Here is a 25,190-nt window from a genome sequence, read left to right on the forward strand (position 1 = left end):
TTTCCCTGCTCCAAATGGGAATATACACAAAAGTAAGCATCTCTTTCGCTGGTACATCTGATTACAACCCTTAATCCCAGCGATCGAGGTCGTCTGACCAACGCTGTAACAGGGCCCTGGCTCGATCGCGCTGGGTTTCAAAGGTGGCCGCCAGCCAGATCATTCCCGTGCCCAACGCCAACCCCACCAACCATTTCAGGAACGACCACCGGGCATTCAGCTCCACAAAGTTGGCCAAGGTGGCGGCTCCCAACAACAGGGATCCCATCAGCAGGTAGGCGCGCACTTGCCAAAAAATGCCGGCCCCGATCGCCCCGAGGGCCAACACCAGACTCACCCAATCGGTGCTGTGCTGTGCGAAGGCCGCCCAAGCAATGATTCCCGTGCCGGCCAATCGCAGGCCGTGGCGCAGGGGCCGGCCCTTGGCCCCTTGCCAAGCGGGGTCAATTTCCGCCGCCAAAATTAAGCTGCTGCCCAAGGGCCCCACATAGAGCAGGGCTTCCATGGAACCGGCCAGCCACAGACTCCGCCAAATCGACCAGGTGGCAAACAGCAGCCCCAGGTAATACAACCGGCGACGACGTAACAGGGCCGCCAACGCACCATAACTGGCGGCCACCACCATCAGCGCGGGCGGGGCGATCGACCCGGCCAGTAAGAGGCTCATGCTGGCGGGCAACCAAAGGGCAACCCGTTCCCAGGCGGTTTTGGGGGAGCGGGTTTGGCCCAAAACCGCCAGCCCGATCGCGCTGAAGGCCGCCAGAACAGCCCAATGGGGGTCAAAGGCGGCCCAGCCAGGCAACCAAGCGCGGCCCCAACTGATCCAGGCGATCGTTTGCAAAGCCGCTAGATCCACCCACAGGCCCGAGATGCGCCACCCCTGAACCCAGGGATAGGCCACCAACAATCCCAAGGCTGCCCAGGCCAAGGGGCCGTGGGTGGGGCCCGCCGTCAGCCACAGCAAGCCCGAAAACCCAGTGCCCACCAGCCAGTGGCCATGGGCTGTCCAGGCCAGCGTGCGGCCATTGAGGGCAAAGAGCGATCGCCCCCATCGATCGCGCCCAAGGTCATAAAACCAAGCCAGGAATCCTGCCACGACGGCAAACAACACCAGAGCATCGGTTGTGGTTCCGGCGGGCAACCAATGGCCCGTCCAAAAGAAGGCCAATTCACCCCAACCCCAGGAGGCGATCGCCAGGGAACTGTAACTCAGCCAGCGTTGATGGGGCGACCGGGCGGCCACCCGCAAGCCAATGAGCGCCACCCCCACCATCAGCAAGCCCGTCCAACCGTCCCAATAGCTCGATCGCCACAACAGGGTTAACAGGCCATAGCCCAAGGGCAACCACCGACGGCTGGGGAACTGTCGCCCCAACCGCTCTGTCGCAAACAGGCAGATGAACCCCAGCCCAAGCGTTGCCACCGCATAGTGGCTGAGGGAGCCGTTCAGTTGGCGAAGGGTTTCCGCCGCCGCCAATTCCAAGGCTGCGGCTCCCGCCCAGAGCAACCCCGGAATGGCGGCGGGCCGACCGGCCCGCCGACTGGTGAGCAACCGAAACCCGATCGCCCCCAACAGTAGCCCAATCACCCACCCTTCCCAAAGCGCCTGGGGCTGATCCCCGTCCAGGGCCAACACCAACAGCCGCAGAGCCGTGAAGGGCAACAGCAACCAACTCACCGCTGTGGCCCAGCGATCAAGAGCTTGGCCATAGAGACGCAGCAGCGGATTTGATCGCCCCACCGCCAACCACCACAGCCCCCAAGCCACAACCAGCAGGCCACTTTGCAACGTCACCCAAGGGCCAAAGGCCAGCCCGCTCCAAGGCCCCACGCCGGCCCCGGTCAAGGCGGATAGGGACAACCAACCAAAGGTCACGGCCATCAGGGCCACCCACCCTTGTCGAAACCCAGGCAGCAGGGAGCTGGCCCCCAAGGCCAACCCGGCCACACCTAGGGACAGAGTGAGGGACTGGGGTGAGGAAATGGCCAGAGATTGGGCCAAGACCAATCCTCCGGCCCCTAGGCCCTTGGCAGCTTTGCGGAACCTTTCGGGCCCGATCGCCGCTAACCCCAACAGGGCCAGCGGAATCGCCAACCAACTGAGCAAGCCCGAGGTCGCCACCTGTGCAGGGACGGTTTCCCAAACCCCATGGGTCAGTTGCACCAGGCTCAAACCCGCCAGGCCAAGACCCAGCCACCAACTGGTTTTCACCCAAGGTTGCCAAGGGGAACGATCACCCCCGATCGCCACCAAACTCCACAAAACCAGGGCGGCTCCGATGCCGACTTGCCCCCAACCGATCGGGGCGCTGGTGGTGGGCAAGGCAAACCGGGCCAGGGCATAAACAGCGGCCAGGGCGGCCGTGAGGGTGCAGTTGGCCAGGACTTGGGGCAGCAGGGATCCCAAGGGCGATCGACTGGCAACCAGGCCGAAGCTGGCGGTGGTGAGCAAGCTGAGGGGCAAAAGCCGCAGGTTATGGGGCCAAAGGGCGAGGGCGTAGGCATTGAGCAACAACAGGATTCCCAGCGCTAGGCCCAAACCAAATTTCGCCAAATCGGGGCGATCGCGTCGCTGCTGGGCGATCGCCAGGCCCCCCGGCACGATCGGGTAAGGCAACCACAGCAACCCCAAAACCTGTTCCGGTTGCCGCAGTTCCAGCAGGGATTGCACCGCAACCAACAGGCTCGATCGCCAATCATCGGGCAACAGGGCTGCGGTTCCCCGGCAAGCTCCCGCCATCACCAGGGTTAAGCCCAACAGATCCGCTTTCCGCCCCGATCGCTGCAACCGTTCCCACAACAGACCTCCCGCAATCAGGGCCAAGGTTAATTGCTGCCAAGGAGCCGTGGCATCCGTCTGCCCCAGCAACCAACCCAAGCCCACCAGCAACCAGCCAAACCCATTCAGCCCCACCTTGGCCCGGGTCGCCTCGCGAGCATCCAAAATCACCAGCAACCCAGACACCCCCATCACCAACGCCACATCGGCCAGGCTGGCGATCTGGGTGGCCAGGGCCCGCAACAGCAAAATCAGCAGTGAACCGGCCATCAGGGCCCGATGATGGCGCGATCGCAGTTGCCACCGGCCGGGCCAGGCGGCCGCCAGGGCAATGAACCCCGCGCAAATCGTCACCCCAGCCCAAGCTTGGCCCGATGGCCAGTTCCAATGCAATCCACAGGCCAACAGGATCAAGAGGGCAACCGATCGCCGACTCACCATCGTCCAGGCAATCATCAACCACAGTGCGCCCGCTCCAAACCAGCCCCACAGGGGCAACCCCAAACCATCGGCGGCCCAGGCATTCACCGGCAACAGCAGGGTCACCAGGGCGCGTAGGGTTTGGCCCGTCAGGCGCAACCGGGCCTGGCGATCGGTCCAGAGGGCCGCCCCCCAAAACAAGATCGTGTACAGCAGCAGGATGCCATATTGCCCCACGCCTCCCACTTGGCTCCAAAAGCTGGCCGCCAACCAGGCGGAGGACACCACCACCAAAAACGCCCCCAACAGCAGCAACCAAACCACGCTCAGCTCCGCCGTAATGGCCCGCAGCCGACCGGGGGACTGGGTGGCGGGTTGGGGGGAGGGTCTGGGAACGGGAGCAACGGGCGATCGAGCAATGGCGGGCAATGGACAGGTGAGCCAAGTGCTGGCCACTTCGCGCACCCAATCTTCCGACACCAACCCCAAACGCAACCACACCTCCAACCCCTCCAAAAGTCGGGGGTCAGAGGTGCGGACAGCCAATTCAATGGTTAGCAGGTGGTCGCGGTGTTGCGGAGCGAGGTCAGCCATAAAGGGAGTCGGAGGGACACGATCGGCTCAGGAGGGGTCAACCGCCATGAGCCTAACCCGATCGCCCCGCCATTCCCCAACCACCCGGCCAGTTCCACCGCTGTCGGTGGGTAGTGGTTGCGGCCAACGACTGCCCACCGATTGCTTGCCCTAGACCGATTCGATCTAGACTTCGATCTAGACCGAGATGAAGTCCTGGCTATTCACGAATTGCAAGGCGGGGATGCCCTGGAGACGGGCGATCGGGGTCTCGCCGGCCCGAATCAGGATCGAGTTACCCTCTTCAACAAAAGACAAATCGGTAAATCGCAATCCACCAGCCAGAGCAATTCGGTCATTGTTGCCCAGGTAATCGGAAATGATATCCAAACCGCGATTGAGACCGATCACAAAGGTATCGATTCCCTCGCTCCCAAAGAGCACATCATCCCCTTGATCGCCGGAAAGCACGTCATTGCCCGCACTGCCCGTGAGGGTGTCGTTCCCCTTGCCCCCAAAAAGGGTGTCGTCATCCTCGCAGCCATCCAGTTGGTCATCACCATCGTTGCCAAATAGCACGTCATTCCCGGCGTTACCGGACAACACATCGTTATCGGAACCCGTGCTAACGGACTGGGGCCGATCGGGATTGTTGCCGTAGAGGGTATCGTTGCCTGCTTCACCGCAGAGGGTGTCGTTGCCCCGATCGCCCATCAACAGATCCAATCCAGCCCCTCCCCAGAGGTAGTCATTCCCCTGACCACCCCGGGCCGTATCGTTGCCATCTTCGCCCGCCAGGCTGTCATTGCCATCGTTACCCAACAGCAAGTCTTCATTGCCGCCGCCCAACAGCAGATCGTTCCCGGTGCGATCGGGATCCCGCGTGTTGTTGTTGCCACCAATCAGGGTGTCGTTGCCCAGGTCACCGGACAGCACATCATTGCCCTTATCGCCATAGAGCAAATCGTTGTCCTTACCGCCATACACCAAGTCATCCTCTTGACCGGCGAAGATGGTGTCTTGACCCTGACCACCGTTCAGGTTGTCTTGGCCACGACCGCCATAGAGCAGGTCATCGTCCGTGCCGCCCCCGATCGGGACATTGCTGCCACCGCTGCCCAATAGGGTGTCGTTGCCCAGGTCACCGTAGAGCACGTCATTGCCTAAATCGCCCAGGATCAAATCATTGTCCCGGCCGCCAAAGGCCGTGTCCTTGCCGTCGCCCCCGGAAAGGGTGTCTTGACCTTCGTTGCCATAGAGCAGGTCATCGCCGCCCAAGCCAAACAACAGGTCTTGGCCGTTGGGATCGGTAATGAGGCGCACACCGGTTCCACCGATCAGGGTGTCGTTGCCCAAGTCACCGATCAGAATGTCGTTACCCCGATCGCCGTGCAGCAAGTCGGCTTCCTTGCCGCCGCGAATGTAGTCATCCCCTTGGCCGCCAAACACCGTATCTTCACCTTCATTGGCGCTGATCACGTCGTTTTCGGTATTGCCAAAGATCAAGTCCCGATCGCTCGGATCCGGCCGGTTATCCGGGCGACCCTGGCCGCCGATGATGGTGTCGGCTCCTTGGTCGCCGCGCAGGATGTCACTGCCCCGATCGCCCAGCAGAATATCGTTATCCTTGCCGCCATTGATGATGTCTTGGCCATTGCCGCCAAAGACCACATCATCACCCTCATTGCCGTTGAGCAGGTCGTTGCCCTCGCCCCCGCCGAGGCGATCGGCATCCACCCCAGAACCCACCGCAGCGAGATTGCCCAAGCCACCAAAAATGGAATCGTTGCCGAGGTCGCCAATCAGTTCATCGGAGCCGGGGCCGCCCCGCAGGCGATCGTTGCCTGCAAACCCCGACACAAAATCGTTGGACGCGGTGCCCACCAAGTCATCATTACCCGGCGTGCCCAGCAGCCGGTTACCGCCAGTTTCGGGCGGCGGCGGAATCACCAGCGCGGGTAGCTCAGGCACAATCAGAGGGTTGGGAATTTGCCAGGAAGCCGCCAACGGCGAGGCCACGCAACCGCAATTCGGGGCCACACCCGCCACATCAGTAAAGCTGGTGATGAAGAAGGGCAGATCTCCCAAAGCCCGATTAACCGTAGTGGGCGGCGTGGGCGGCGTGCTGGCCACCGAAATTCCCGGCGGCGCAATGAAGGAAATCGTGCCACTAATCAGGCTGCGATTGCCTTTGATATCAATCACGTCGAAAGTCAGAAAGTCCTTACCCGTGAAATCGGCCCGGGGGATAAAGAACAGATTGCCGAATTCTTCCGGAGTCAGGAGGCCCGTGCTGGTGAGTTTGCGTCCTCCATTGAACGGATCGCCCACGTACAAGTCACCCAAGGCCGGTAGGCGGGTGATGTTGTAATTCTTGATCGAATCGTTGTTTGGGTCGATCGCCGTGGGTGGCAGTCCCCCCAACCGAAACTTGACAACGCCGTTTTCGGGAGGTTCGGTCAAATCCGTGGCCGAGCCGGGAACCACGTTAAAGATCCCGTTCAAGGGAACCGGCGGTTCGGCAATAATTTCCGGGCGATCGAACAATACCGTTGCCGAATCTGGACTCAGGTTCCCCTTGTCATCCCTTGCGGAGTACTTGAAGAACCCTTTGCCATCGGGTGACTCAAACCGTAGGTTGCCGACATTGCCCGGCGGAATCGATTGCCCCGCCGACAGGGAAACCTTCGCCCCCGTCAGTGGATCGAGCAGAAACAGTGAACTCCCCGGGGGAATTTCCGTAATCACAAATTCCCGAATCGGATCACTATCGGGATCCACCGCCGCCAAAGGAATAGAACCATTGGGGTTATAGGGCAACACCAAATTGCGCGGGGTCGGCGGTGTATTCACACCACCCACCACCCGAGTCGCATCGGTCGCCGTAATCACTTGTGGGTCGAGGGGCCCCAAATCCGGGTCAAAAAGCCCAGCCGGAAGGGAGACTCGGGCCGTGTTGGTAATCACCCCAGTGGCCGTATCCGAGAGGCGACCCGACACCTGGAAGGTTTTCGTTTCTCCAGCATTGAGCGCCAAGCCAATCCCGGGAGGAGCCAGCACATTGGGATTCCAAACGGGGTTGAGCAGCTCTGCCGGGGGCGCATCGGACAGATTCAGCAAGAACGGGGCCGTAATGTCGCAGCCACCAGTGTTGGAGATCGTAATGCTGTAGGTAATGGTGCTGCCGGGAAGTACTGCTTCTAGCCCATCGGTTTTGGTGAGATTAATGTTGGGCTTGATCGGCTGGATCGGCAACGTTCCCAGGTCGCCCACGCTGATCGGCAGGTCAGTGGTGAGGGCCACACCGTTAACCACGGTTCCCGCCGGAATCCGGGTGCGGGCTACCAGGTTTGCTCCTCCCGAATTAGGGTCAATTCGATACAGCCCACCACCACTATCTGCAGCGATAGTGGTGGCATAGAAGTTGCCGTCGTAACCCAGAGCTAAACCTGAGAAGGGAACACTGCTTCTAGTCAGGAGTTGTGCTGAAACTGGCACCGGCACAGAAGGACTGTCGGACGTTTTGCTCAACTCAGAAGCAGGAATTTTGTAAATGTGGCCAGATGCGTTGGGGCTTCGCAAAACTATTAGAAGCGAGCCATCGGGAGTAACAGCAAAGTCACCACTAGCAGTTGTGGGTAAAGGACCTAGCTTACTGGGATCAGCAGGATCCGGGCCTGTTACTGATAAGGTTTTGGTTGTGGCTCCAGTGGCTGAGTTGATGAACTCAATAGTTTCATTGCTGCCAGCAATCAGGTTTCCAGCAGCATCGAAGGTCAAACGTCCAGAAGTTCTCGTGTTTGGAAGGGATGCTGGGCTAGGGGTTTGAGTTGGGTTCAAATCAAGGATTTGAATAGGCCCCCCGACAGACGATCCTTGAGGAACAGGATTTGGAAGGATGTAGATCTCAGTTGTGCCGGGTTTTCTAGCAATAGCATCGCTACCCCTGCCGCCGATGACATTGGCTCTTTCAAGCTGAACCAAACCTGTTGCTAGATCAACCCTCACCAGGTCGTTTTGTATACCGCCAATACCATCAAAGTTGGCGATTCCAAGGAATTGGTTGGGAACACAGGGAGCCAACAGGCCTGGATATTGGGCGATCGCCCGCTGTGTGAAGGGCACTGGGGATTGCAGGGATCCGGTCGATCGGTCCAAGCGCCAAGATCCACCCCGATCGGCCGATCCCACCGGACTGGTGGCTGCGCCCACGGTCGCTTGGGTCAGGTGAGCCAGGGTTTCAATCAGTTGCTGCCCCAGGATGCCGGCCCCCGTGCGGCAGCCATAGAGCAAGATTTCAGCTCGATCGCTCAGCAACAGGGCCCAGCGACGCAGCCAGTCCTGCACATCCCGAGACAGATTTGCTACGGACAGCCCCCGATCGCCCAACTGCAACCAGCCCGGTTGACCGTGAGCAATCATATGGAGTTGTTGAACCGGTTTTTCAGCCAAGGCTTGGGTCACTTGGGCCCAAGCTGCCGCCGTTGGCTCCAACTTCAGCACCCTTGTGCCGGGCTGCACTCCCTGAATCAATTGGTCGATCGCTTCTACCCTTGCATCAATCACAACCAAGGTGGATTCAAGGTTGTTGGGCTGGCGTGACTGAGAAGACGTAGACAAAACAATCGATCGATCGGTGGACTGCAATGAGCTATCAAAATGTTGATCTTGCAAATCACAATTTTGATCATTGCTTTGGCGTTGCATCGATGATGAACCCTCAGCAAAAATACTCAGAGTAGTCAACCCAGACGATTGTGTTGATTGATGCGTGCTCATGAAGCTCTCACAGAAAGGTAGAAAACAATGTGTCTTGCATCCCTTTAACGGGGAAATAAATAGATGCCCCGGACGATTGATAAATTTGAGAGAACTTGATCGCTCTCGTCTAAATTTAATGATGGACTAGTTGTGCCGAGAGAAGGGTCATGGGCAGTTCCAACGCATGATATTGGTCACGAATTCACCGTGAAAACCAAGCAAGGAAAGGTCATCCAGACTGTGGCAGAACGAGTATTCGGAAATTCACAATCTTGATTGAAAATTCACAATCTTGATTGAAAAATTCTCGAAAAATTTAAATTTTTTGAATGAAATTGATCCATGCATTTTGAGTTCTGATCATGACTCAATGCCAACCAATTCATTCACTCTTCGTCTTTACGTCTTCCGCTTAAGGTCAATCTCAAGGCCATGAAAAGCCATGACGATATCACAACAGCTTGAACGTACCCTGACCAACGACCCGGGTTTCACCAGAGCGCTGAACTGAGTAAACTGTCTTCGTTGCGGACTTGTAAAGGACTCTTGGGACAGTCCGTGAAATTGATGAGACGGTTCGACACCTAAAGGAACGACTTCAAGGCAGATCCTGGGCGATCGAGTATCAAAGACTACAGCCAGTTTCACTGGTTTTTCATCTTTGCTGTGTAATCTGCGATCGCTCAAATTTTGGGTAGGGTGACCATCATTGAGCAATTTCTTGAGTCTTATCTATCCAAAGGAAACATATTTTTCTGTTTGAATGTGTTCGAATCGATCTGCACCCTGATTTTAAAATATAGCGATAAATTTCTTAAGAAAACTCAGTTCAAAGGAAGATTTTAGATTTTTTCATTAAAAAAGTCTTCGTACAATCATTTCTTCAATTTTCAATCAAGAAAGCAAATAAGCATTGTTCGATAGTTTAAGCTTGATGATTCAGTAATTTAATTTTTGACTTCCGATGATCTTTGATAATCATTTGACAGTCAAACCATTTCAAAATCACAAAAACATCACAATCAGGTCAATTCACCAACTTTCATACTGCTCAATCATAATTTAGTCATCGTAGTTTGTAGTATTTAGCAATTGAAATCGAATAATTATCGAATAATCAATGCGGAGAGAGAGAACCAATTGGTGAAGGACGAATTGATCGATGACTTGGCTTTGATCTTTCGATCGCCGTAGCTGGCGTGGCTCAAAATCGAGGGAGACAGAAAACCTTTTAATTGACTCAGGCCAATCGATTCGATCGCACCAAGAAAATGACAACACTGAGCGCGGAAAGTTAGATGCTGGGGCTAGATGGGACTCTAGAAATGATGTCAGGCTGAGTCATCCCGCCTGGGGCTTGGTTGATTGCATCCTAAACCGCAAAAATGAAAAACCAGTGAAGCCACAAAAATCATGGCCCCCAAATACCCTGAATCATCCCTGACTCAGGCTATGGATTCGTGAGCGTTTGCAAGGTCAAAACCTGGGGCGGGGTGGCATCGGGGGGATAGATCAGGCTGACTTGCACGAGCCGATCGCCCTGGGGCGGCAACTGCACCGTTGCGAGGGGCTGACCCGGTTCTCCTCGGCGCTGCACCAAATGTACATATCGCGTTTGTGGCAATCCCCGATCGTCGGGATATCGAATGCGGACGGTTCCCCGAAAGAAGACCGAGTTGGGTAACGGATCGAAAAACTGCAACCCCGGCGCGGGCGCATCAAATTTCACTGGCGTTTCTAGGGCAATGGCCACCGTCTGCGGTTGGGCTGTGGGGTTATGCAGGGGCAAGGTGAGGTCATATTCAATCCCATAGTTGCCGTGGGCGGCCCAGGCCGTATCCGGGTAGCGAGCCACGATCGGGGCGGTTTGCACTTGCTCAGTCCCCAACCGACCGGCAACCAGGGTGCTCACACCATAGGAAAAGGCCGCACCGGGAGCGGGAATGCTAAGGCGTGGGTTGTTGGGCCCATCGGTAACGATCGCGCGCCAACGGGACCCGATCGCCACGCCGGCCACCCGGCCATAGCGCAGGGGTCCCGGTGCACCGGGGGCTGTGGGAACCGGTTCGCGCGGCCCTGACAGTGTTCCGGTAGTGAGCGTGGATCGCCAGTCCGCTTCCGTGGGGGGCTGTTCTCCACCGTCGGAGGTTGCCTGGGCAAAACGGGCGAGGGTGGCGGCATAAACCGGGCGATCGCTGTCCAGACGCAGCAGGGTGGAGCGACCGTTCAGGGGTGGGTTGAGCGATCGAACCGGAATGGGCAAACTGGTCAGCACCACTGTCTCGCCCGGGGGAATGGTGACCCGATCAGGCAAATCCGCTTGGCGGCGGCCGCGCAACACCCAATCCACCGCTCGGCTGCCGGGGCCCGAGTAGACCTGGCCGATCGGGTTATCCACCATCGGCGGCAGCGCAATAAATGGCGCATCGGGCTGGCTGAGGTAACTGGCCCCCTGAAGAACTCGCACCGTTGCCGATCGATTGGGATCCGCGTTGCCCAGCACAATTCCCACATAGAGCGATCGCAGGTCGATCGCCCCATCCGGCCCCGTTGCCGCCGCTTTGGCAATGTGGTGGGCAAAAATATCAAACCGCCCTTGAAACACCTGGTTGAGGTGTGCCTCGGGACTGCGCATCCCAGCAGGGGGAAAGGTCGAGAGCAAAATTCCCGCTTGCTGGACAATTTCCGGGCTGTTGCTATTCAGCACAGGCACCGCATCCAAATGTCCCGGGAGCGATCGCACCTCTTGGGGCCGTAGATTCGGACTCGGACTCGGTGCGGGCGTTCCGGGTGGCAAGCCCTGTGCTCCCACAATCCCCGCCAGTAGCCAGCTTGCCAACACCATCCTTCAAGCCCTCCCGCAACCACAAAGCATCGCGGCTCCCATTATCTCAAACCAATGGCCCCTCCTGGGTTGCCAGCCGCTGGGGTTAATCAATAGTTCCTCAATCCATCGCCCTAATCGAATCGGGCAACTCGCAATCCTCGATCGCCCCAGCCGCGCAACTCCCCAGCGCAAAAAACCAACATAGCCCAGCATCAACCGGCACTAAACAGCCGAATTAGCCGAAAAACGGGCTAAAACGTTTCATTTAGGATTACTAACCTCTTCGTGCCCCTCGAAAGCCGAAATAGTTCAACAGCCCTTTGGCCACAAAAGCCACGACAACTCATCAGTCCCAAGAGGACAATGGCATCAGAAATCGCAATCAAAAATCTTGAGTAATTTGGAGTGATTTTTGGAGCAACTTTTGCAGAATCACCTGAACAGAGTTATCAATTTTTCGCCTAAAGGCTTCGTGATTTCTGACAAAAACTTCCCGTGATGACGGTCACCATAATTTAAACTTTCTCAAATTCTCAATCGCCAGAAACTTTGCCCACAAAGACTTTTAGTCTTTTTAAATTTGATCTTTATTTAATCTTTAAACTTTAAATAGGCTTCATAAAACTAGCTTGCAATTAAAGATTCCGCCAAGAGCCAGAAAAACGCTAGACAGGCCTTCGTAAACACAGTACAAGTAAATCAAGAACCCAAAAGAGCGCGTGCTTTTCCAGGCAAAACAAGCGGACTAAATCATTCACCGGTTTGGTAAGTGGGCGCGATCGACATCAAGGGTGCTGTCAGGAAAAGCGATTCCAGCAAAACTACCACTGCTCACCAAGAACATTCGGATTAGGACTAGGAGGATTTAAATCGTGAAAGGTTTTATTTGGAAAGGCTTTGTCCTCGCAGCGGCTACCCTCGTCGGCACCATGTCTGCCTCCGCTGCTCGCGCGTTGCAACTAACTCCCGAACAGTTGGCCAAATTTGATACTTATGTCCAACAGGAGCGCAAAGCATTCACGGCGCTGGAACTCTCGCAAATTAACCCCAACAGCCTGAAGTGGTCGGGTGCTGCTGATTCGCTGGAAGTTTACTTCATCAACGAAGGCGCAGGTTATCGCAACCAGTTGCTCTTTTCCGCCAACAATGGCCCTTTGAGCACGGTCTTCAACGATGTGTCTTCCAAGGAGTCGATTTTGGCTGAGGCTGATGGCCCCCTGAAGCGGGGTCAAGGCGTGAGCCTCGGATCCTTCAGCAAAGGCAGCGTGATTGACTTCTTCCTGAACTCTGATGGCTACAGCCGTGGCGAAAACTACGCTGGCATCACTTCGGATCAGGTCTATGGCACTGGGACTTGGAACTTCTTGGGCGCTGATGCCAACCGCAATGGCGACAAGCTGCAACACATGATTGCCTACGACTTGGGCGATGGTTGGACTCTGATGGGCTTTGAAGACATCGTGACCGGCGGTGACCTGGACTATAACGACACGGTGTTTGTGGTTCGTGGTGTTTCCGGCTCGAAGGTGGCAACGCCTGAGCCTTCGGTGATGCTGTCGTTGGCTGCTGCTACGGCTCTGGGCCTGGTGTCCCGCCGTCGTCAGCAAGATAGCTAGACCGATCAAGTGATGCTGCCATGGGTTGCCACTCACCAGTAGGCAGATGATTGAATGGGCAGATGATTGAAGTAGGTGGTGGCTAGCGATTGCTAGTCGTTAGCAATCGCTAGCCATCAAACTGGCGGGTGAACCTTTCAATTGGGCTGAAGTTCCATCCGCCGGTTCGATCGAGCAATGGATATGGATTTGGTTCGGTAGGTCATGGGTGAGTTGAGCAAAGTCAACTCGCCCACCTTTTTTTGGCTACTTTTCGGCTAATTTTTGGCTACTGGTTGGCGACCTGGCGGGCAAAGGCTGTTTTTTGGAAAAACCGCGCTTGGCCTGGGCCTAGCCTGTGCCATCATCTCCGGGTTAGGAATGCTGACCGGGAGAGTTTGGCTTTTGGATGTTACAGGATGGATGGCGGCAACGCTGGCGGCTAGTTCGATCACCCCGGTGGGGATGGCGCACCCTGGCGTGGGCTGGTTGGGGGCAACGGTGGCGGCGCTGTTTTGGGGGTCGTATCTAGTGCCCGTGAAGCGGCTACCGACGGTGGATCCCTTGGCGGCGCAACTGAGCATGGCGATCGGGATTGTGCTGTTAGCCATTCCGTTGGCGATCGCCTCTGGCGCTTGGATTCCCAATGGTTGGGGCCTGCTGGCAGGGGTGATTTGGGCCTTGGGCAATTACGGCTCCATTTTTGTGGTGCGGGCCTTGGGATTGGCGCGGGGGTTGGCCCTGTGGGCCACGATCGGGATTGGGGTTTCGTTTCTTTGGGGAGCGTTGTTTTTTCGGGAGCCGGTGTTGTTGCCGGTGGCCGTTGGGGGAGTGGCGCTGTTGGTGGCGGGAATTGCCCTGATGAATTGGCCCGATCGCCCGGCCGGAACGCAACCCCCGGGCCCTCGATCGACCAATTCACCGGTTAACCGATCGAGCCAGCAGCCCAGCCACCGACCCAAAATCCAGAATCAGGGCTGGTGGCTTTGTGGCGTGGTGGGGTTGCTGTTTGGATCGCAATCAGTCCCATTTGCCTTTGCGGCCCAAAGCCCGATCGCCTTTGTGCCGTCTATGTCCCTTGGAATTTTGGGAACAGCGAGTCTGTTGGCTGGGCAACGGGGCGGTCGGGTGTTGCGGCAGTTGCCCCGATCGAGCCTGTTGGCGTTGGTTTGCTCGGGAATGCTTTGGAATGTGGCGAATGTGGGCAGTTTTTTCGCGGTCGATCGCCTCGGAATGGCGGTGGGAATGCCCCTAACTCAGTTCGCGATCGTGGTGAATGCAGCTTGGGGTCTGTGGTTATTTCGAGAGGTGACCGGTCGCCAGCAAATTTTGCGAGTGGCGATCGGGACGTTCTGCGCCTTTGGTGGAATTATTCTGATTGGAGGATCGCGCCTTTGAGGGTTGTTTAACGTTCACTGGTTGAATTTTTCAGGCGCTTGATCTTCGATCTTGAATGGCGATATTTCATGGAAGGTTGCGTCTGTCTATCTAAATATCCGAGTTTGTATATCTGAATGGCGGGAGAAACCGGCACGCTCAATCAGGGTTGGGTCTATCAAGATCGGGTCGATCGCGCGGCGGCGGGCCTCACCCTTTTGGCCTACTACAGCCAACACTATCGGCACTCCACGGAACAGACTTGGCGCGATCGAATTTTGGCGGGTCAAATTTTGGTTGAAGATGGCCCGGCCAGTCCTCAGCAAATTCTGCGATCGGGACAACGGTTAACCTATCATCGCTCCCCTTGGGTGGAACCAACCGTGCCCCTGGATTTTGCAGTGCTCTATGAAGATGCCGATCTGTTGGTGGTGGCGAAACCCGCTGGCTTGCCCGTGATGCCGGCGGGGGGTTTTTTGGAACATACCCTGTTGCGGCAATTACAAAAACGCTATCCACAATCCAGCCCTGTGCCCATTCACCGACTGGGGCGCGGCACTTCCGGTTTGGTGTTGTTGGCCCGATCGCCCCAGGCCCGATCGCACCTGACCCAACAAATGCGCGATCGACAAATGCATAAGGTCTACTGGGCTTTGGCAGTGGGCAACGCTTCCATGGATCGGTTTCGGATTGAGCAGCCGATCGGCAAAATTCCCCACCCCCAATTGGGGCATCTTTACGGGGTCACCCCAGATGGAGCCTTTGCCCGCAGCGATTGCCAAGTGTTGCGGCGGGATCGTGACCAAATGTTGGTTGAAGTCACCATTCTCACGGGCCGTCCTCACCAAATTCGGATTCATTTAGCCGCCGCCGGATTTCCCCTCGTGGGCGACCCACTCTATGGGGCCGGTGGGCAACCGCAACTGACCCCGATCGCGCCGGAGGCCCCAAGGGATCCCGAGGCGATCGCCCTGCCCGGCGACTGTGGCTATTGGCTCCATGCCCAAACCCTCGCCTTCCGCCATCCCCAAACCCAAGCCCCGATCGAGGTTTGCTGTCCTGCGCCGTCGCCATTTGGCCAACCCGCCCATAGTTAGCGCCAGATCTTGAGCACCAAATCTTGAGCACCAGATTTAGGGAGCCTTGGAACCCGCCGCCGAACCGCCGATTTGAACATTGGGCGTTTGGATGGTTGGGGCTTGCTGACCGTTCCACTTTTCAATGCGAGTTCGTTCCACCCGCAACCGCTCCAACTCCAATAATTGCGGGGTGATGGAACCCGCCCGCAGGCGATTGGACTCCGCCTCCGCCCGGGCCTGCTCGATCGTCACCAACGCTTCTCCCTTGGCCCTCGCCACATTGGAGGCCGCCTCTGCTTCCACTTTGCGGCGATTGGCCTCAGCCGTTTGGGCCGCCTGTTGGGCCGCAAACTGTTCGTTAATGCTTTTTTGAATATCTGGGGGCAGCCGCAACGGCCCCAAAAGGGACACATCTTGAACGGTGATGAACTGGAAGCGTCGTTGCACACAGGCCCGCACCGTTGCCACCAATCGCTGCTGGCTGGTGGGCACTTGCACAGGAGTCAGGGCTAAGGTTTCTGCCGCTTCCGAAAAACAATTTCTCAATCCATTTCTCAGCTCATTCGCCCGAAATTGATCGGGGGTTTTGCGATAGGTTTCATAAAACTCATGCAGTCTGGTTTTGGTAGTGTTGGGAATTACTTCCGTAGAAAAACCAAACGATAGACCCACATCAGCCGAAACGGGACTACCGGCCACGGAAAACACGATCGACTCATCAACGGGTGAGCCTTCCGTTGTTTCTTTGGTGAAAGGATAGGTATTGACAAAGGTTGGAAAAACAACGATTTCTTCTGTGTAACCATTAAACCAAACACGCCCCGAAACCAATTCAGCCTTATCAATTCCTTTGCTGCCACCATAGAGTTGAATTTTGAGGCCGGCATACCCTGGCTCAACGGTGGTGATGCTGGTTCCAGGAATGATGCCACAGGCGTTAAGGGTTGAGGCAAGTAGAGCAAGAAGCGAAGTTTGGATGATTACTCGTTTTGGAAATTTTTTCATGGTTGACGCTCTCACTCTCCATTAAAAATCAGTTAAAAGGATGACTGAAAAGTGTCTTGAAGCACTTGCCAGCCCGTAGGGTGGGCAGTGCCCACCGAACCGTTGCTTCATGGCATTTGCGATATGGCGTGTCAATTATTTTAGGTAAAGGATTTATTAATCAAGAATTAATCATGAATTCAGTAGGTAATCAATCAAGCTGTTGGTAAAAATCAATCAAAAATTAATTTCAAACAAAGCTTGCATTAAGCCATCTTTTTAGGGCGATCAGTGATTAGGGCGATCGGTGAGTAGGTTTAACGGCTTGGGACTGATCGGCAACATGGGAAATCAGCCGTTGATGATCAGTTTCCCAATCAGGAAAAGGCTGCAACAAATCCAAAGGAGATCGGTTTAAGACACGATAGGCTTCATCCTGATTGAGCAATTGCAATGTTTCGATCGCCTCCTCCACCGATCGTGAAGAAATCGCCAGTAATTGCACCGTTCGCAGCCGCCGATAGACCGGATCGTATTGCGCCAACAGGGTTCGGGCCCGTCGAGCATCCAGCCACCGCCACAGGCCATAACCCAGCGATCCAACCCAGGCGATCGGCACACCCAACACAATCGCAAACCCCAAGAGGGGCCAATGGGAATTGAGAAAGAACGGCGCGATCGCAAAGAGCAACAAGCCCAGCAAGATTTCTGCCAGGGCAGTGAGTAACCAACGTTGCCAGGTTTGAAGCGGCCAGCGCCGCCCGCGTCGTTTCATGGTCACCTTGCCCATCGCCTGTGCAATGGCATGTTGAATCGCCGGTTTCGATGATGTGGTGAAAAGTTGGATGATTGCTCGATCGTAGCCAGCGATGCCCACGATTGCCCAGCGTTTGATCGATCGACCTCTTGATCGACCTCTCGATCGACATTGGGATTTACGTCACCGGGGCCACGAAACCGATCGACCTTGGCACAATGAAATGAGCTGCCCCTGTTCCCGGGCCGGTAGCCACATCAATCCACCCTCACCCCCCCGATCGCCCTTGAACTCCCTGCTCACCGACCTGACCAAACTTCGCCCCCACTTGCGATCGCGCCTGTTGCTATCCCACCTGCTGGTGGTTTTCCTCAGCATCGGTAGCTTTGCTCTGGTGGGTTGGTTTTCGTCCCCCAAAACCTTTGTTTGGAAGCTGGATGAGCTGGAGGTGCGGGGGTTTCGGTTGCGCTATGCCCGCACGCAACTGGTGAACAGTTTTGGGTTTGTGTTGCAGCAAAGTACCCTTTGGTCAGCGCTGGTTGGGGCCACGGCGGCAGGAGCCTTTAGCTATTGGGCGGCTTTGCGGATTGCGCGGCCCCTGAAGCACATGGAAGAGGTGACTGTGCGGTTTGCCTCGGGGGAACTGGATGCCCGCATCCAAGCCAGTGATATTCCAGAGCTGAATCAGTTGGGCAGTAGTTTCAACCGCTTGGCCACGAGCTTAGAGGGCACGGAGCAGCGCCGCCGGGATTTGATCAGCGACCTGACCCATGAACTGCGCACACCGCTGACGGTGGTAAGGGGCTATCTCGAAGAACTGAGTGAAGGGCGCATTGATCCCACGCCGGATTTGTTCGATCGCCTGATTCGCGAAACCAAGCGGCTGGAGCGACTGGTGAGCGACACTCAGGAACTATCGCGGGCAGAAACAGGCTATTTGCCAATTCATGTGCAGTCGATCGATCTGCGGCCCCTTTTGGAATCGATCATCAACCGCATTGCCGATCAGGTGTTTGATGACGAACCGAAGTTAATTTTGGATTGTCCGGCTGTGCTGCCGCTCGTGGCTGCCGACCCCGATCGGGTGGAACAGGTGTTGCTGAATCTGATGGGCAATGCCTTACGCCACACCACCTGTGGCTCGATTCGCCTTTGGGCCAGCCCCAAGGATGAACGCGCCCTTTGGGTAGGGGTCACGGATACGGGGGAAGGCATTTCTGAGCAGGACTTGCCCCATGTGTTTGAGCGATTTTGGCGGGCCGATCGCAGTCGTTGCCGCCATGAGGGTCGCCAATCCGCTGGCGTGGGAATTGGTCTATCCATTTCTCGGCGGTTGGTGGAGCTTCAGGGGGGCGAAATGGAGGTGACCAGCGAGCTAGGCAAGGGCAGCACATTTCAATTCAGCCTCCCGATCGCGATCGGGAGCGAGAAACTTCAGAAAAGCATCGAAACAAATTAGCAGTAGTAGCATGGCAGGCTTAATACATTGGGTCAAAGTTGCGGAGCCAGTCGTGGTAACAAGGGGCTTAAGCCCCTTGCTGCCTAACGATTTGGTGACGGTAACAGCCATGTAATTTAACCCAGCGAATTAAGGCAGCCACGCTAGTAGAAACATCCAGAAAACCTGACCCCCTCTCCCCAACCCGAGCGATCGCCCAGGTAATCACCCCAGTAATTACCAGTAATGATCAGAAACTATTCCACCTCGCGCCGCCCTTCCAAAGCCTTGGCCAAGGTCACCTCATCGGCATATTCCAACTCACCCCCCACGGGCAACCCAAACGCGATTCTGGTCACCTTGGTAAAGGGCTTGAGCAGTTGGGATAGATACAGGGTGGTAGTTTCCCCTTCAATGCTGGGCCCGATCGCCAAAATTACCTCATGGGTCTTTTCGCGATGCACCCGCTGCACCAGGGGCTGAATCGTCAGGCTTTCGGGGCCAATGCCATCCATGGGGGAAATGACCCCGCCTAAAACGTGGTAGCGCCCACGATATTCACGAGTGCGCTCGATCGCAATCAGATCCCGCGAATCCGCCACCACACAGATCGTCTGTTGATCGCGGTTCGGGTTGCTGCAAACCTCGCAAACCGGCTCCGCCGAGAGGTGATAGCAAACCTGACAATGGCCCACCTGTTGCTTGGCATCCAGTAGCGCTTGGGCCAGGGTTTGAATTTCCGCTTCCGGGCGATTCAACAGATACAGCGCCAACCGCTGGGCAGATTTGGGGCCAATGCCCGGTAGCCGTTGCAATTGCTCAATTAATCGAGCCAAAGGACGAGTATAAACAGCACACCTCCTGCGCTGCGCCGCGTAAAGCACCAGTTTGTTTCGCAGTCGCGTATTCTAGCACTTCCCTTTCGGGCAAGCGGAGCCTACAATCGTGCTGATTTTTCGCAATGGCTGGAACTATGACCGAGGCTCCGATCGATCGCGCTTCCGAGCCTAACTTGGTCTCCCCTCAACTGTCCGGTGACCTATTAGCGCTCTATCAAAACCTGCTCCCGATCGCCCTGGGCGTATTGGCCTCAGGAAGTGGCAGCAATTTTGAAACCATCATGGAGGCGATCGCCGATGGCCGCTTACGGGCAGAGGTGAAAGTGCTGGTTTACAACAATCCCGGGGCCAAAGTCGCCGCCCGGGCAGCCCGCTGGGGCGTGACCGCCGTTCTCCTCGACCATCGCCAATACCCCGATCGCAACCAGTTTGACGCAGCCGTTGTCCAAGCGCTCCAAGCCGCTGGAGTGGAATGGGTTGCCATGGCCGGTTGGATGCGGCGGGCCACCGAAACTCTCGTCAACGCCTTTCCCAAACGGGCCATCAACATTCACCCCAGCCTGTTGCCCAGCTTTCCCGGCATTCGAGCCGTTGAACAGGCCCTCGCCGCCCAAGTCAGAATCACTGGCTGCACGGTGCATTTCGTGGAGCTAGAGGTGGACAGCGGCCCCATCCTGATGCAGGCTGCTGTTCCTGTTTACCCCACCGACAGCGCCGAAACGCTCCACGCCAGAATCCAAACCCAAGAGCATTTGATTTTTCCCCAGGCGATCGCCCTGGCCGTCGCTCAAGCCAATCAAGCCACTCAGCCCTAGTCGCTTCAAGCTCAATCCAAAGTCAATCCAAAATCAATCCAAAACGCCCAAGAGTTACATGAACTCTCGGGCGCTGAAGCATTAGCTTGAGTAACAAACTCAATTCCCCACTGGGCAATTCAACCAACGCAGCATTTAATTACTGGCAACACTGGCAACTTTTTTAATTACTAGCAATTGCTGGTAATTGCTGATTGAAATTGCTAGGGATAATTGGCGATCAATCGCCCTACTGAAAATCTCTAGAGCTTCACTTCAATATCCACACCAGCCGGCAAATCGAGCTTCATCAAAGCATCGATCGTTTTCGACGACGGTTGATAAATATCAACCACACGGCGGTGAGTGCGCGTTTCAAAATGCTCACGCGAATCCTTATCCACGTGGGGAGAACGCAGCACGCAATAGATCTTGCGCTTCGTCGGCAGCGGAATCGGGCCCACCGCCGTTGCGCTCGTGCGGTTCGCCGTATCCACAATCTTTTCGCAGGAAGCATCCAACAGCTTCCGATCGAAAGCTTGCAAGCGGATCCGGATTTTCTGTTGCTGAATCGTCGCCATACTCAAAGACTCAGGGGGTGTAAAGACTCAAATTTTCAAGGTTCAGGGTTTGACTGAAGACAGCCGTAGGAACGCTGAATTCAGCGTTCCTACAGTGTCTAGCTCAGATGAACCAACAACTACTTAACGATCTTGGCAACCACACCAGCACCAATCGTCCGGCCGCCTTCGCGAATAGCGAAGCGCATCCCCTGTTCGATTGCTACCGGGCAGATCAACTCAACCGTCATCTTGATCCGGTCACCGGGCATCACCATTTCCACGGTCGAGCCGTCGTCAGCGGTGTAAGCCGTGATTTGACCGGTCACATCCGTAGTCCGCACATAGAACTGAGGACGATAGCCAGCGAAGAACGGGGTGTGGCGGCCGCCTTCTTCCTTGGTCAACACGTACACTTCAGCCTCGAATTGCGTATGGGGGCTGATCGACTTCGGCTTCGCCAGCACCATGCCGCGCTCGATATCTTCCTTTTGGATACCGCGCAACAGCAAACCAGCGTTGTCCCCAGCCATCCCTTGATCCAGGGACTTCTTGAACATTTCCACGCCGGTCACAGTGGTGCTGCGGGTGTCCTTCAGACCCACGATTTCCACCGTGTCGCCCACCTTGACGATACCGCGCTCGATCCGGCCGGTGGCAACCGTACCACGACCCGTAATCGAGAACACGTCTTCCACCGCCATCAGGAAGTCACGATCCACATCGCGCTCAGGAGTGGGCACGTAGGCATCCACTTCATCCATCAGCTTCAGGATCTTGTCAACCCACTCGTTTTCGCCGCGAGCGATCTTGGGGTTAGCGGTCAGGGCTTCCACAGCCTTCACAGCCGAACCAATCACGATCGGGATGTCGTCGCCGGGGAAGTCATAGCTGCTCAGCAGTTCACGGACTTCCAGCTCAACCAGCTCCAGCAGTTCAGCATCATCCACCAAGTCTTCCTTGTTCAGGAAAACCACCAGGTTGGGCACGCCCACCTGGCGAGCCAGCAGGATGTGCTCACGGGTTTGGGGCATGGGGCCGTCAGCCGCCGACACCACCAGGATGCCGCCGTCCATTTGAGCAGCACCGGTGATCATGTTCTTCACGTAGTCCGCGTGACCAGGGCAGTCCACGTGGGCATAGTGACGATCTTCGGTCTCGTATTCCACGTGAGCCGTGTTGATCGTGATCCCACGGGCTTTTTCTTCCGGTGCGGAGTCGATGTCGGCGTAGTTACGAGCCTTGGCCTTCCCTTGAGCCGCCAGCGACATGGTGATTGCAGCGGTCAGGGTCGTTTTGCCGTGGTCAACGTGACCGATCGTCCCGATGTTGACGTGAGGTTTAGTCCGTTCAAACTTTTCGCGTGCCATGAGTCTTGTGCGTTCCTTTTCCTTGCTATGCGTTCCCCTTACTCTTCGCGATGATCGCCTCAGCGACGTTGCGAGGAACTTCGCTGTATTGGCTGAACTCCATCGAGAAGATACCGCGGCCTTGCGTCATCGAGCGAATGTCGGTGGCATAACCAAACATTTCTGCCAGAGGTACTTTAGCAGCAACCTTGGCCGTTCCGCTCTCGGAACCCATCCCTTCGATTTGACCGCGACGGGAGTTGAGGTTCCCCATCACGTCACCGAGAAACTCTTCAGGAGCTTCAACCTCAACCTTCATCAAAGGTTCAAGGAGGACGGGTGCTGCTTTCATGACCGCCTCGCGGACAGCCATGGAGCCAGCAATTTTGAATGCCATTTCCGACGAGTCCACATCGTGGTAAGACCCATCGACCATGGTGACCTTCACATCGATCAGTGGGTAGCCTGCTAGGATACCGGATTCGCAAGCTTCGCGCATCCCCTGTTCCGCAGGGCCGATGTATTCCTTCGGCACCACACCACCGACGATCTTCGAGACGAACTCAAAGCCCGTCCCCGGTTCGCCCGGCTCAATTTCAACCACCACGTGGCCGTATTGACCCTTACCACCGCTCTGGCGAACAAACTTGCCTTCTGCTTTGGCAGCCTTGCCGATGGTTTCGCGATACGCCACCTGAGGCGCACCCACGTTGGCTTCCACGCGGAATTCCCGCATCATCCGGTCTACTAGGATTTCGAGGTGCAGCTCACCCATCCCAGCGATCACGGTTTGATTGGTTTCCGAGTCAATGCTGACGCGGAAGGTCGGATCTTCTTCCGAGAGGGATTGCAGGGCCTTGGACAGTTTTTCCATGTCCTGCTTGGTCTTCGGCTCAACGGCCACCGAGATCACCGGCTCAGGAATGAACAGGGATTCCAGAATGACCGGGTCGCTTTCGCTACAAATCGTGTCGCCGGTGATGGTGTCCTTCAGACCCAGGGCTGCGCCGAGGTCGCCAGCACGCATTTCGTCTACTTCGATTCGTTCGTCAGCTTTGAGCACGATCAAGCGCGAAATCCGCTCTTTCTTGCCCTTGGTGGCGTTATAGACATAGCTACCCTTGGTGATCACGCCGGAGTAGACCCGGATGAAGGTCAAGCGACCGTAGGGGTCAGCCATGATCTTGAAGGCCAGGGCTGCCGGGGGCGCGTTGTCGTCGGCCGGACGGGTCACTTCCGAACCGTCGGGCAGCAGACCCTTAATCGGGGGCACGTCGATCGGGGCGGGCAGGTAGTCCACCACGGCATCAAGCAGCAGTTGAACCCCTTTGTTCTTGAAGGCAGAACCACAGAGCATGGGGACGATCGTGCCGTCGATTGTGCCCTTGCGCAGCGCACCCTTGATTTCCTCTTGGGTCAGCTCTTCGCCTTCAAGATACTTTTCGGTCAAGACATCGTCGGTTTCTGCAACCGCTTCCACCAACTTCAGGCGATATTCATCAGCCAGGTCAACCAGATCTTCAGGAATATCGGTTTCTTGGATGTCGGTGCCCAGATCGTTGGTGTAGAGGTAGGCACGCATCTTCACCAGGTCAACAATGCCGCGCAACTCGGATTCAGCCCCGATCGGGATTTGAATCGGCACTGCATTGGCCTTCAGGCGATCGCGCACCTGACCATAGACCTTGTAGAAGTTCGCACCCGTCCGGTCCATCTTGTTCACGAACACGATCCGGGGCACTTTGTAACGGTCAGCTTGCCGCCACACCGTTTCCGACTGGGGCTGCACGCCACCCACCGAACAGAACACCGCGATCACACCATCGAGCACCCGCATGGAGCGCTCCACCTCGATCGTGAAGTCCACGTGACCAGGCGTATCAATGATGTTGATCTTGTGATCGTTCCAGCTCGTACTGATGGCCGCAGCGGTGATCGTGATCCCACGCTCACGCTCTTGCTCCATCCAGTCCGTGACGGCAGTTCCTTCGTGAACTTCACCGATCTTGTGAACCACGCCCGAGTAATACAGAATCCGCTCGGTCGTCGTTGTTTTGCCCGCATCAATGTGGGCGGCAATTCCAATATTTCGCACTCGTTCGAGCGGAATCGATCTGGCCACTTTAACCTCCTGGGACTCCTATCGCAGATACCATGTTACATCCTTGTTAAGTAATCGAAACAAAGACAGAACGCCGGGGGAACAGATTGGGCTGATCGCTATTTAGAGTGCGATCGAACCCCACTGCCACCAAAGCGCTTGTCTCAGTTTTCAACTCATGAGGACTGAAGCACTGAGCCATTTGTCAGCCGATGAATCATCGTGACAAACGCTCGAAACTCTCGAAACCTAGTAGCGATAGTGAGCAAAGGCCTTGTTCGCTTCCGCCATCCGGTGCGTTTCTTCGCGCTTCCGGATTGCGCTACCCGTTTCGTTGGCCGCATCCATCACTTCATTCGCAAAGCGGCTCACCATGCTGCGGCCGCCGCGTTGGCGAGCAAATTGGATCAACCAGCGCAGGGCCAGGGCAATGCCCCGATCGCTCCGCACTTCCATGGGCACTTGGTAAGTCGCACCACCCACCCGGCGGGCTTTCACTTCCACCAGGGGCGTTGCATTCTTTACGGCCCGCTCGAAAATATCAAGCGGTTCCGAGCCAGTGCGCTCTTGGATCAGCTTGAAGGCATCGTAAACAATCCGGGAAGCAACCGACTTCTTACCGGATTTCATGATCCGGCGAACGGTCATGCTGACCAGGCGGCTGTTGTAAACAGGGTCAGGGGGAACAGGGCGTTTGTTGACAGTTGTGCGACGAGACATATAACAGTAGCCGTTAGGTCACAATCAGAGCGTGAACAAGCAAACTAAAACTTTGGTGTCGCAAAGTCCATGAATATCTGCCACCCAGTCAGCACTCAGTCAGGGGGCTGCATGGGTGCTTGCTGGGAGCCTGAAATGGCTAACCGCGATTTTCTAATTCCTTTGCGTACCAAGCACCCGAGCAGTCACCGGCAACTTCGTTATGAGCAATTTCAGTGGTTGAACTGACCATGTTGA

Annotated in this window: 15 protein-coding genes; 5 read left to right on the forward strand and 10 right to left on the reverse strand. The window is 56.3% G+C overall.

Translation table 11 applies throughout. The features are described from left to right. Positions 1-70: 70 nt before the first annotated feature. From H6F46_RS05370 to H6F46_RS05380, 3 genes are all read right to left on the reverse strand, one after another. On the reverse strand, positions 71-3,793 hold the full coding sequence (locus H6F46_RS05370) for a hypothetical protein (RefSeq protein WP_190353853.1): 3,723 nt from the start codon (positions 3,791-3,793) through the stop codon (positions 71-73). Positions 3,794-3,970: 177 nt separating this feature from the next. Further along, positions 3,971-8,479 (reverse strand): DUF4347 domain-containing protein, encoded by a 4,509-nt coding sequence (locus H6F46_RS05375; RefSeq protein WP_190353854.1) that lies wholly within the window; start codon positions 8,477-8,479, stop codon positions 3,971-3,973. A 1,504-nt stretch (positions 8,480-9,983) separates the two neighbouring features. Next, a complete protein-coding gene (locus H6F46_RS05380) occupies positions 9,984-11,378 on the reverse strand; it encodes a DUF3370 domain-containing protein (RefSeq protein ID WP_190353855.1) in 1,395 nt (464 codons plus the stop codon). Between the two features lie 911 nt (positions 11,379-12,289). Between H6F46_RS05380 and H6F46_RS05385 the strand changes: the two genes are divergently transcribed. From H6F46_RS05385 to H6F46_RS05395, 3 genes are all read left to right on the forward strand, one after another. Next, positions 12,290-12,976, forward strand: a complete 687-nt coding sequence (locus tag H6F46_RS05385) for a DUF4114 domain-containing protein (protein WP_206753575.1) — start codon at positions 12,290-12,292, stop codon at positions 12,974-12,976. Positions 12,977-13,378: 402 nt separating this feature from the next. Then, a complete protein-coding gene (locus H6F46_RS05390) occupies positions 13,379-14,353 on the forward strand; it encodes a GRP family sugar transporter (RefSeq protein WP_190404981.1) in 975 nt (324 codons plus the stop codon). Positions 14,354-14,469: 116 nt separating this feature from the next. Beyond that, the gene (locus H6F46_RS05395) at positions 14,470-15,429 is read left to right on the forward strand and encodes an RluA family pseudouridine synthase (protein WP_190353858.1); all 960 of its coding nucleotides are present in this window, start codon (positions 14,470-14,472) and stop codon (positions 15,427-15,429) included. A gap of 36 nt (positions 15,430-15,465) precedes the next feature. Here H6F46_RS05395 and H6F46_RS05400 read toward each other — a convergent pair whose 3' ends face one another. Both H6F46_RS05400 and H6F46_RS05405 read right to left on the reverse strand, forming a co-directional pair. Beyond that, complete coding sequence (locus H6F46_RS05400; RefSeq protein ID WP_190353859.1) at positions 15,466-16,416, reverse strand: SPFH domain-containing protein; 951 nt, start codon at positions 16,414-16,416, stop codon at positions 15,466-15,468. A gap of 274 nt (positions 16,417-16,690) precedes the next feature. After that, positions 16,691-17,272, reverse strand: a complete 582-nt coding sequence (locus tag H6F46_RS05405; RefSeq protein ID WP_190404982.1) for a hypothetical protein — start codon at positions 17,270-17,272, stop codon at positions 16,691-16,693. On the opposite strand from H6F46_RS05405, the gene H6F46_RS05410 reads away from it, so the two are divergent. Continuing rightward, positions 17,265-18,611 (forward strand): cell wall metabolism sensor histidine kinase WalK, encoded by a 1,347-nt coding sequence (locus tag H6F46_RS05410; protein ID WP_242027788.1) that lies wholly within the window; start codon positions 17,265-17,267, stop codon positions 18,609-18,611. The genes H6F46_RS05405 and H6F46_RS05410 overlap by 8 nt on opposite strands. 236 nt (positions 18,612-18,847) lie before the next feature. On the opposite strand, the gene recR is transcribed toward H6F46_RS05410, so the two are convergent. Next, complete coding sequence (gene recR, locus H6F46_RS05415) at positions 18,848-19,474, reverse strand: recombination mediator RecR (protein ID WP_190353861.1); 627 nt, start codon at positions 19,472-19,474, stop codon at positions 18,848-18,850. 77 nt (positions 19,475-19,551) lie between these two features. Here recR and purN point away from each other — a divergent pair, with 77 nt between their 5' ends. After that, on the forward strand, positions 19,552-20,244 hold the full coding sequence (purN, locus tag H6F46_RS05420; protein ID WP_242027790.1) for a phosphoribosylglycinamide formyltransferase: 693 nt from the start codon (positions 19,552-19,554) through the stop codon (positions 20,242-20,244). 242 nt (positions 20,245-20,486) lie between these two features. Here purN and rpsJ read toward each other — a convergent pair whose 3' ends face one another. The 4 genes from rpsJ to rpsG all read right to left on the reverse strand — a co-directional run bounded on the left by rpsJ (position 20,487) and on the right by rpsG (position 24,953). Continuing rightward, positions 20,487-20,804: a 30S ribosomal protein S10 gene (rpsJ, locus tag H6F46_RS05425; RefSeq protein WP_099532978.1), complete on the reverse strand. Its 318-nt coding sequence runs from the start codon at positions 20,802-20,804 to the stop codon at positions 20,487-20,489. Positions 20,805-20,923: 119 nt separating this feature from the next. After that, positions 20,924-22,153 (reverse strand): elongation factor Tu, encoded by a 1,230-nt coding sequence (gene tuf / locus H6F46_RS05430; protein ID WP_099532979.1) that lies wholly within the window; start codon positions 22,151-22,153, stop codon positions 20,924-20,926. A gap of 25 nt (positions 22,154-22,178) precedes the next feature. Beyond that, a complete protein-coding gene (gene fusA, locus H6F46_RS05435) occupies positions 22,179-24,254 on the reverse strand; it encodes an elongation factor G (protein ID WP_099532980.1) in 2,076 nt (691 codons plus the stop codon). A 228-nt stretch (positions 24,255-24,482) separates the two neighbouring features. Then, positions 24,483-24,953, reverse strand: a complete 471-nt coding sequence (gene rpsG, locus H6F46_RS05440) for a 30S ribosomal protein S7 (RefSeq protein WP_190353862.1) — start codon at positions 24,951-24,953, stop codon at positions 24,483-24,485. Positions 24,954-25,190: the final 237 nt, after the last annotated feature.

Origin of the sequence: Limnothrix sp. FACHB-1083, from assembly GCF_014696485.1 — a bacterium.
GTDB lineage: Bacteria > Cyanobacteriota > Cyanobacteriia > CACIAM-69d > CACIAM-69d > CACIAM-69d.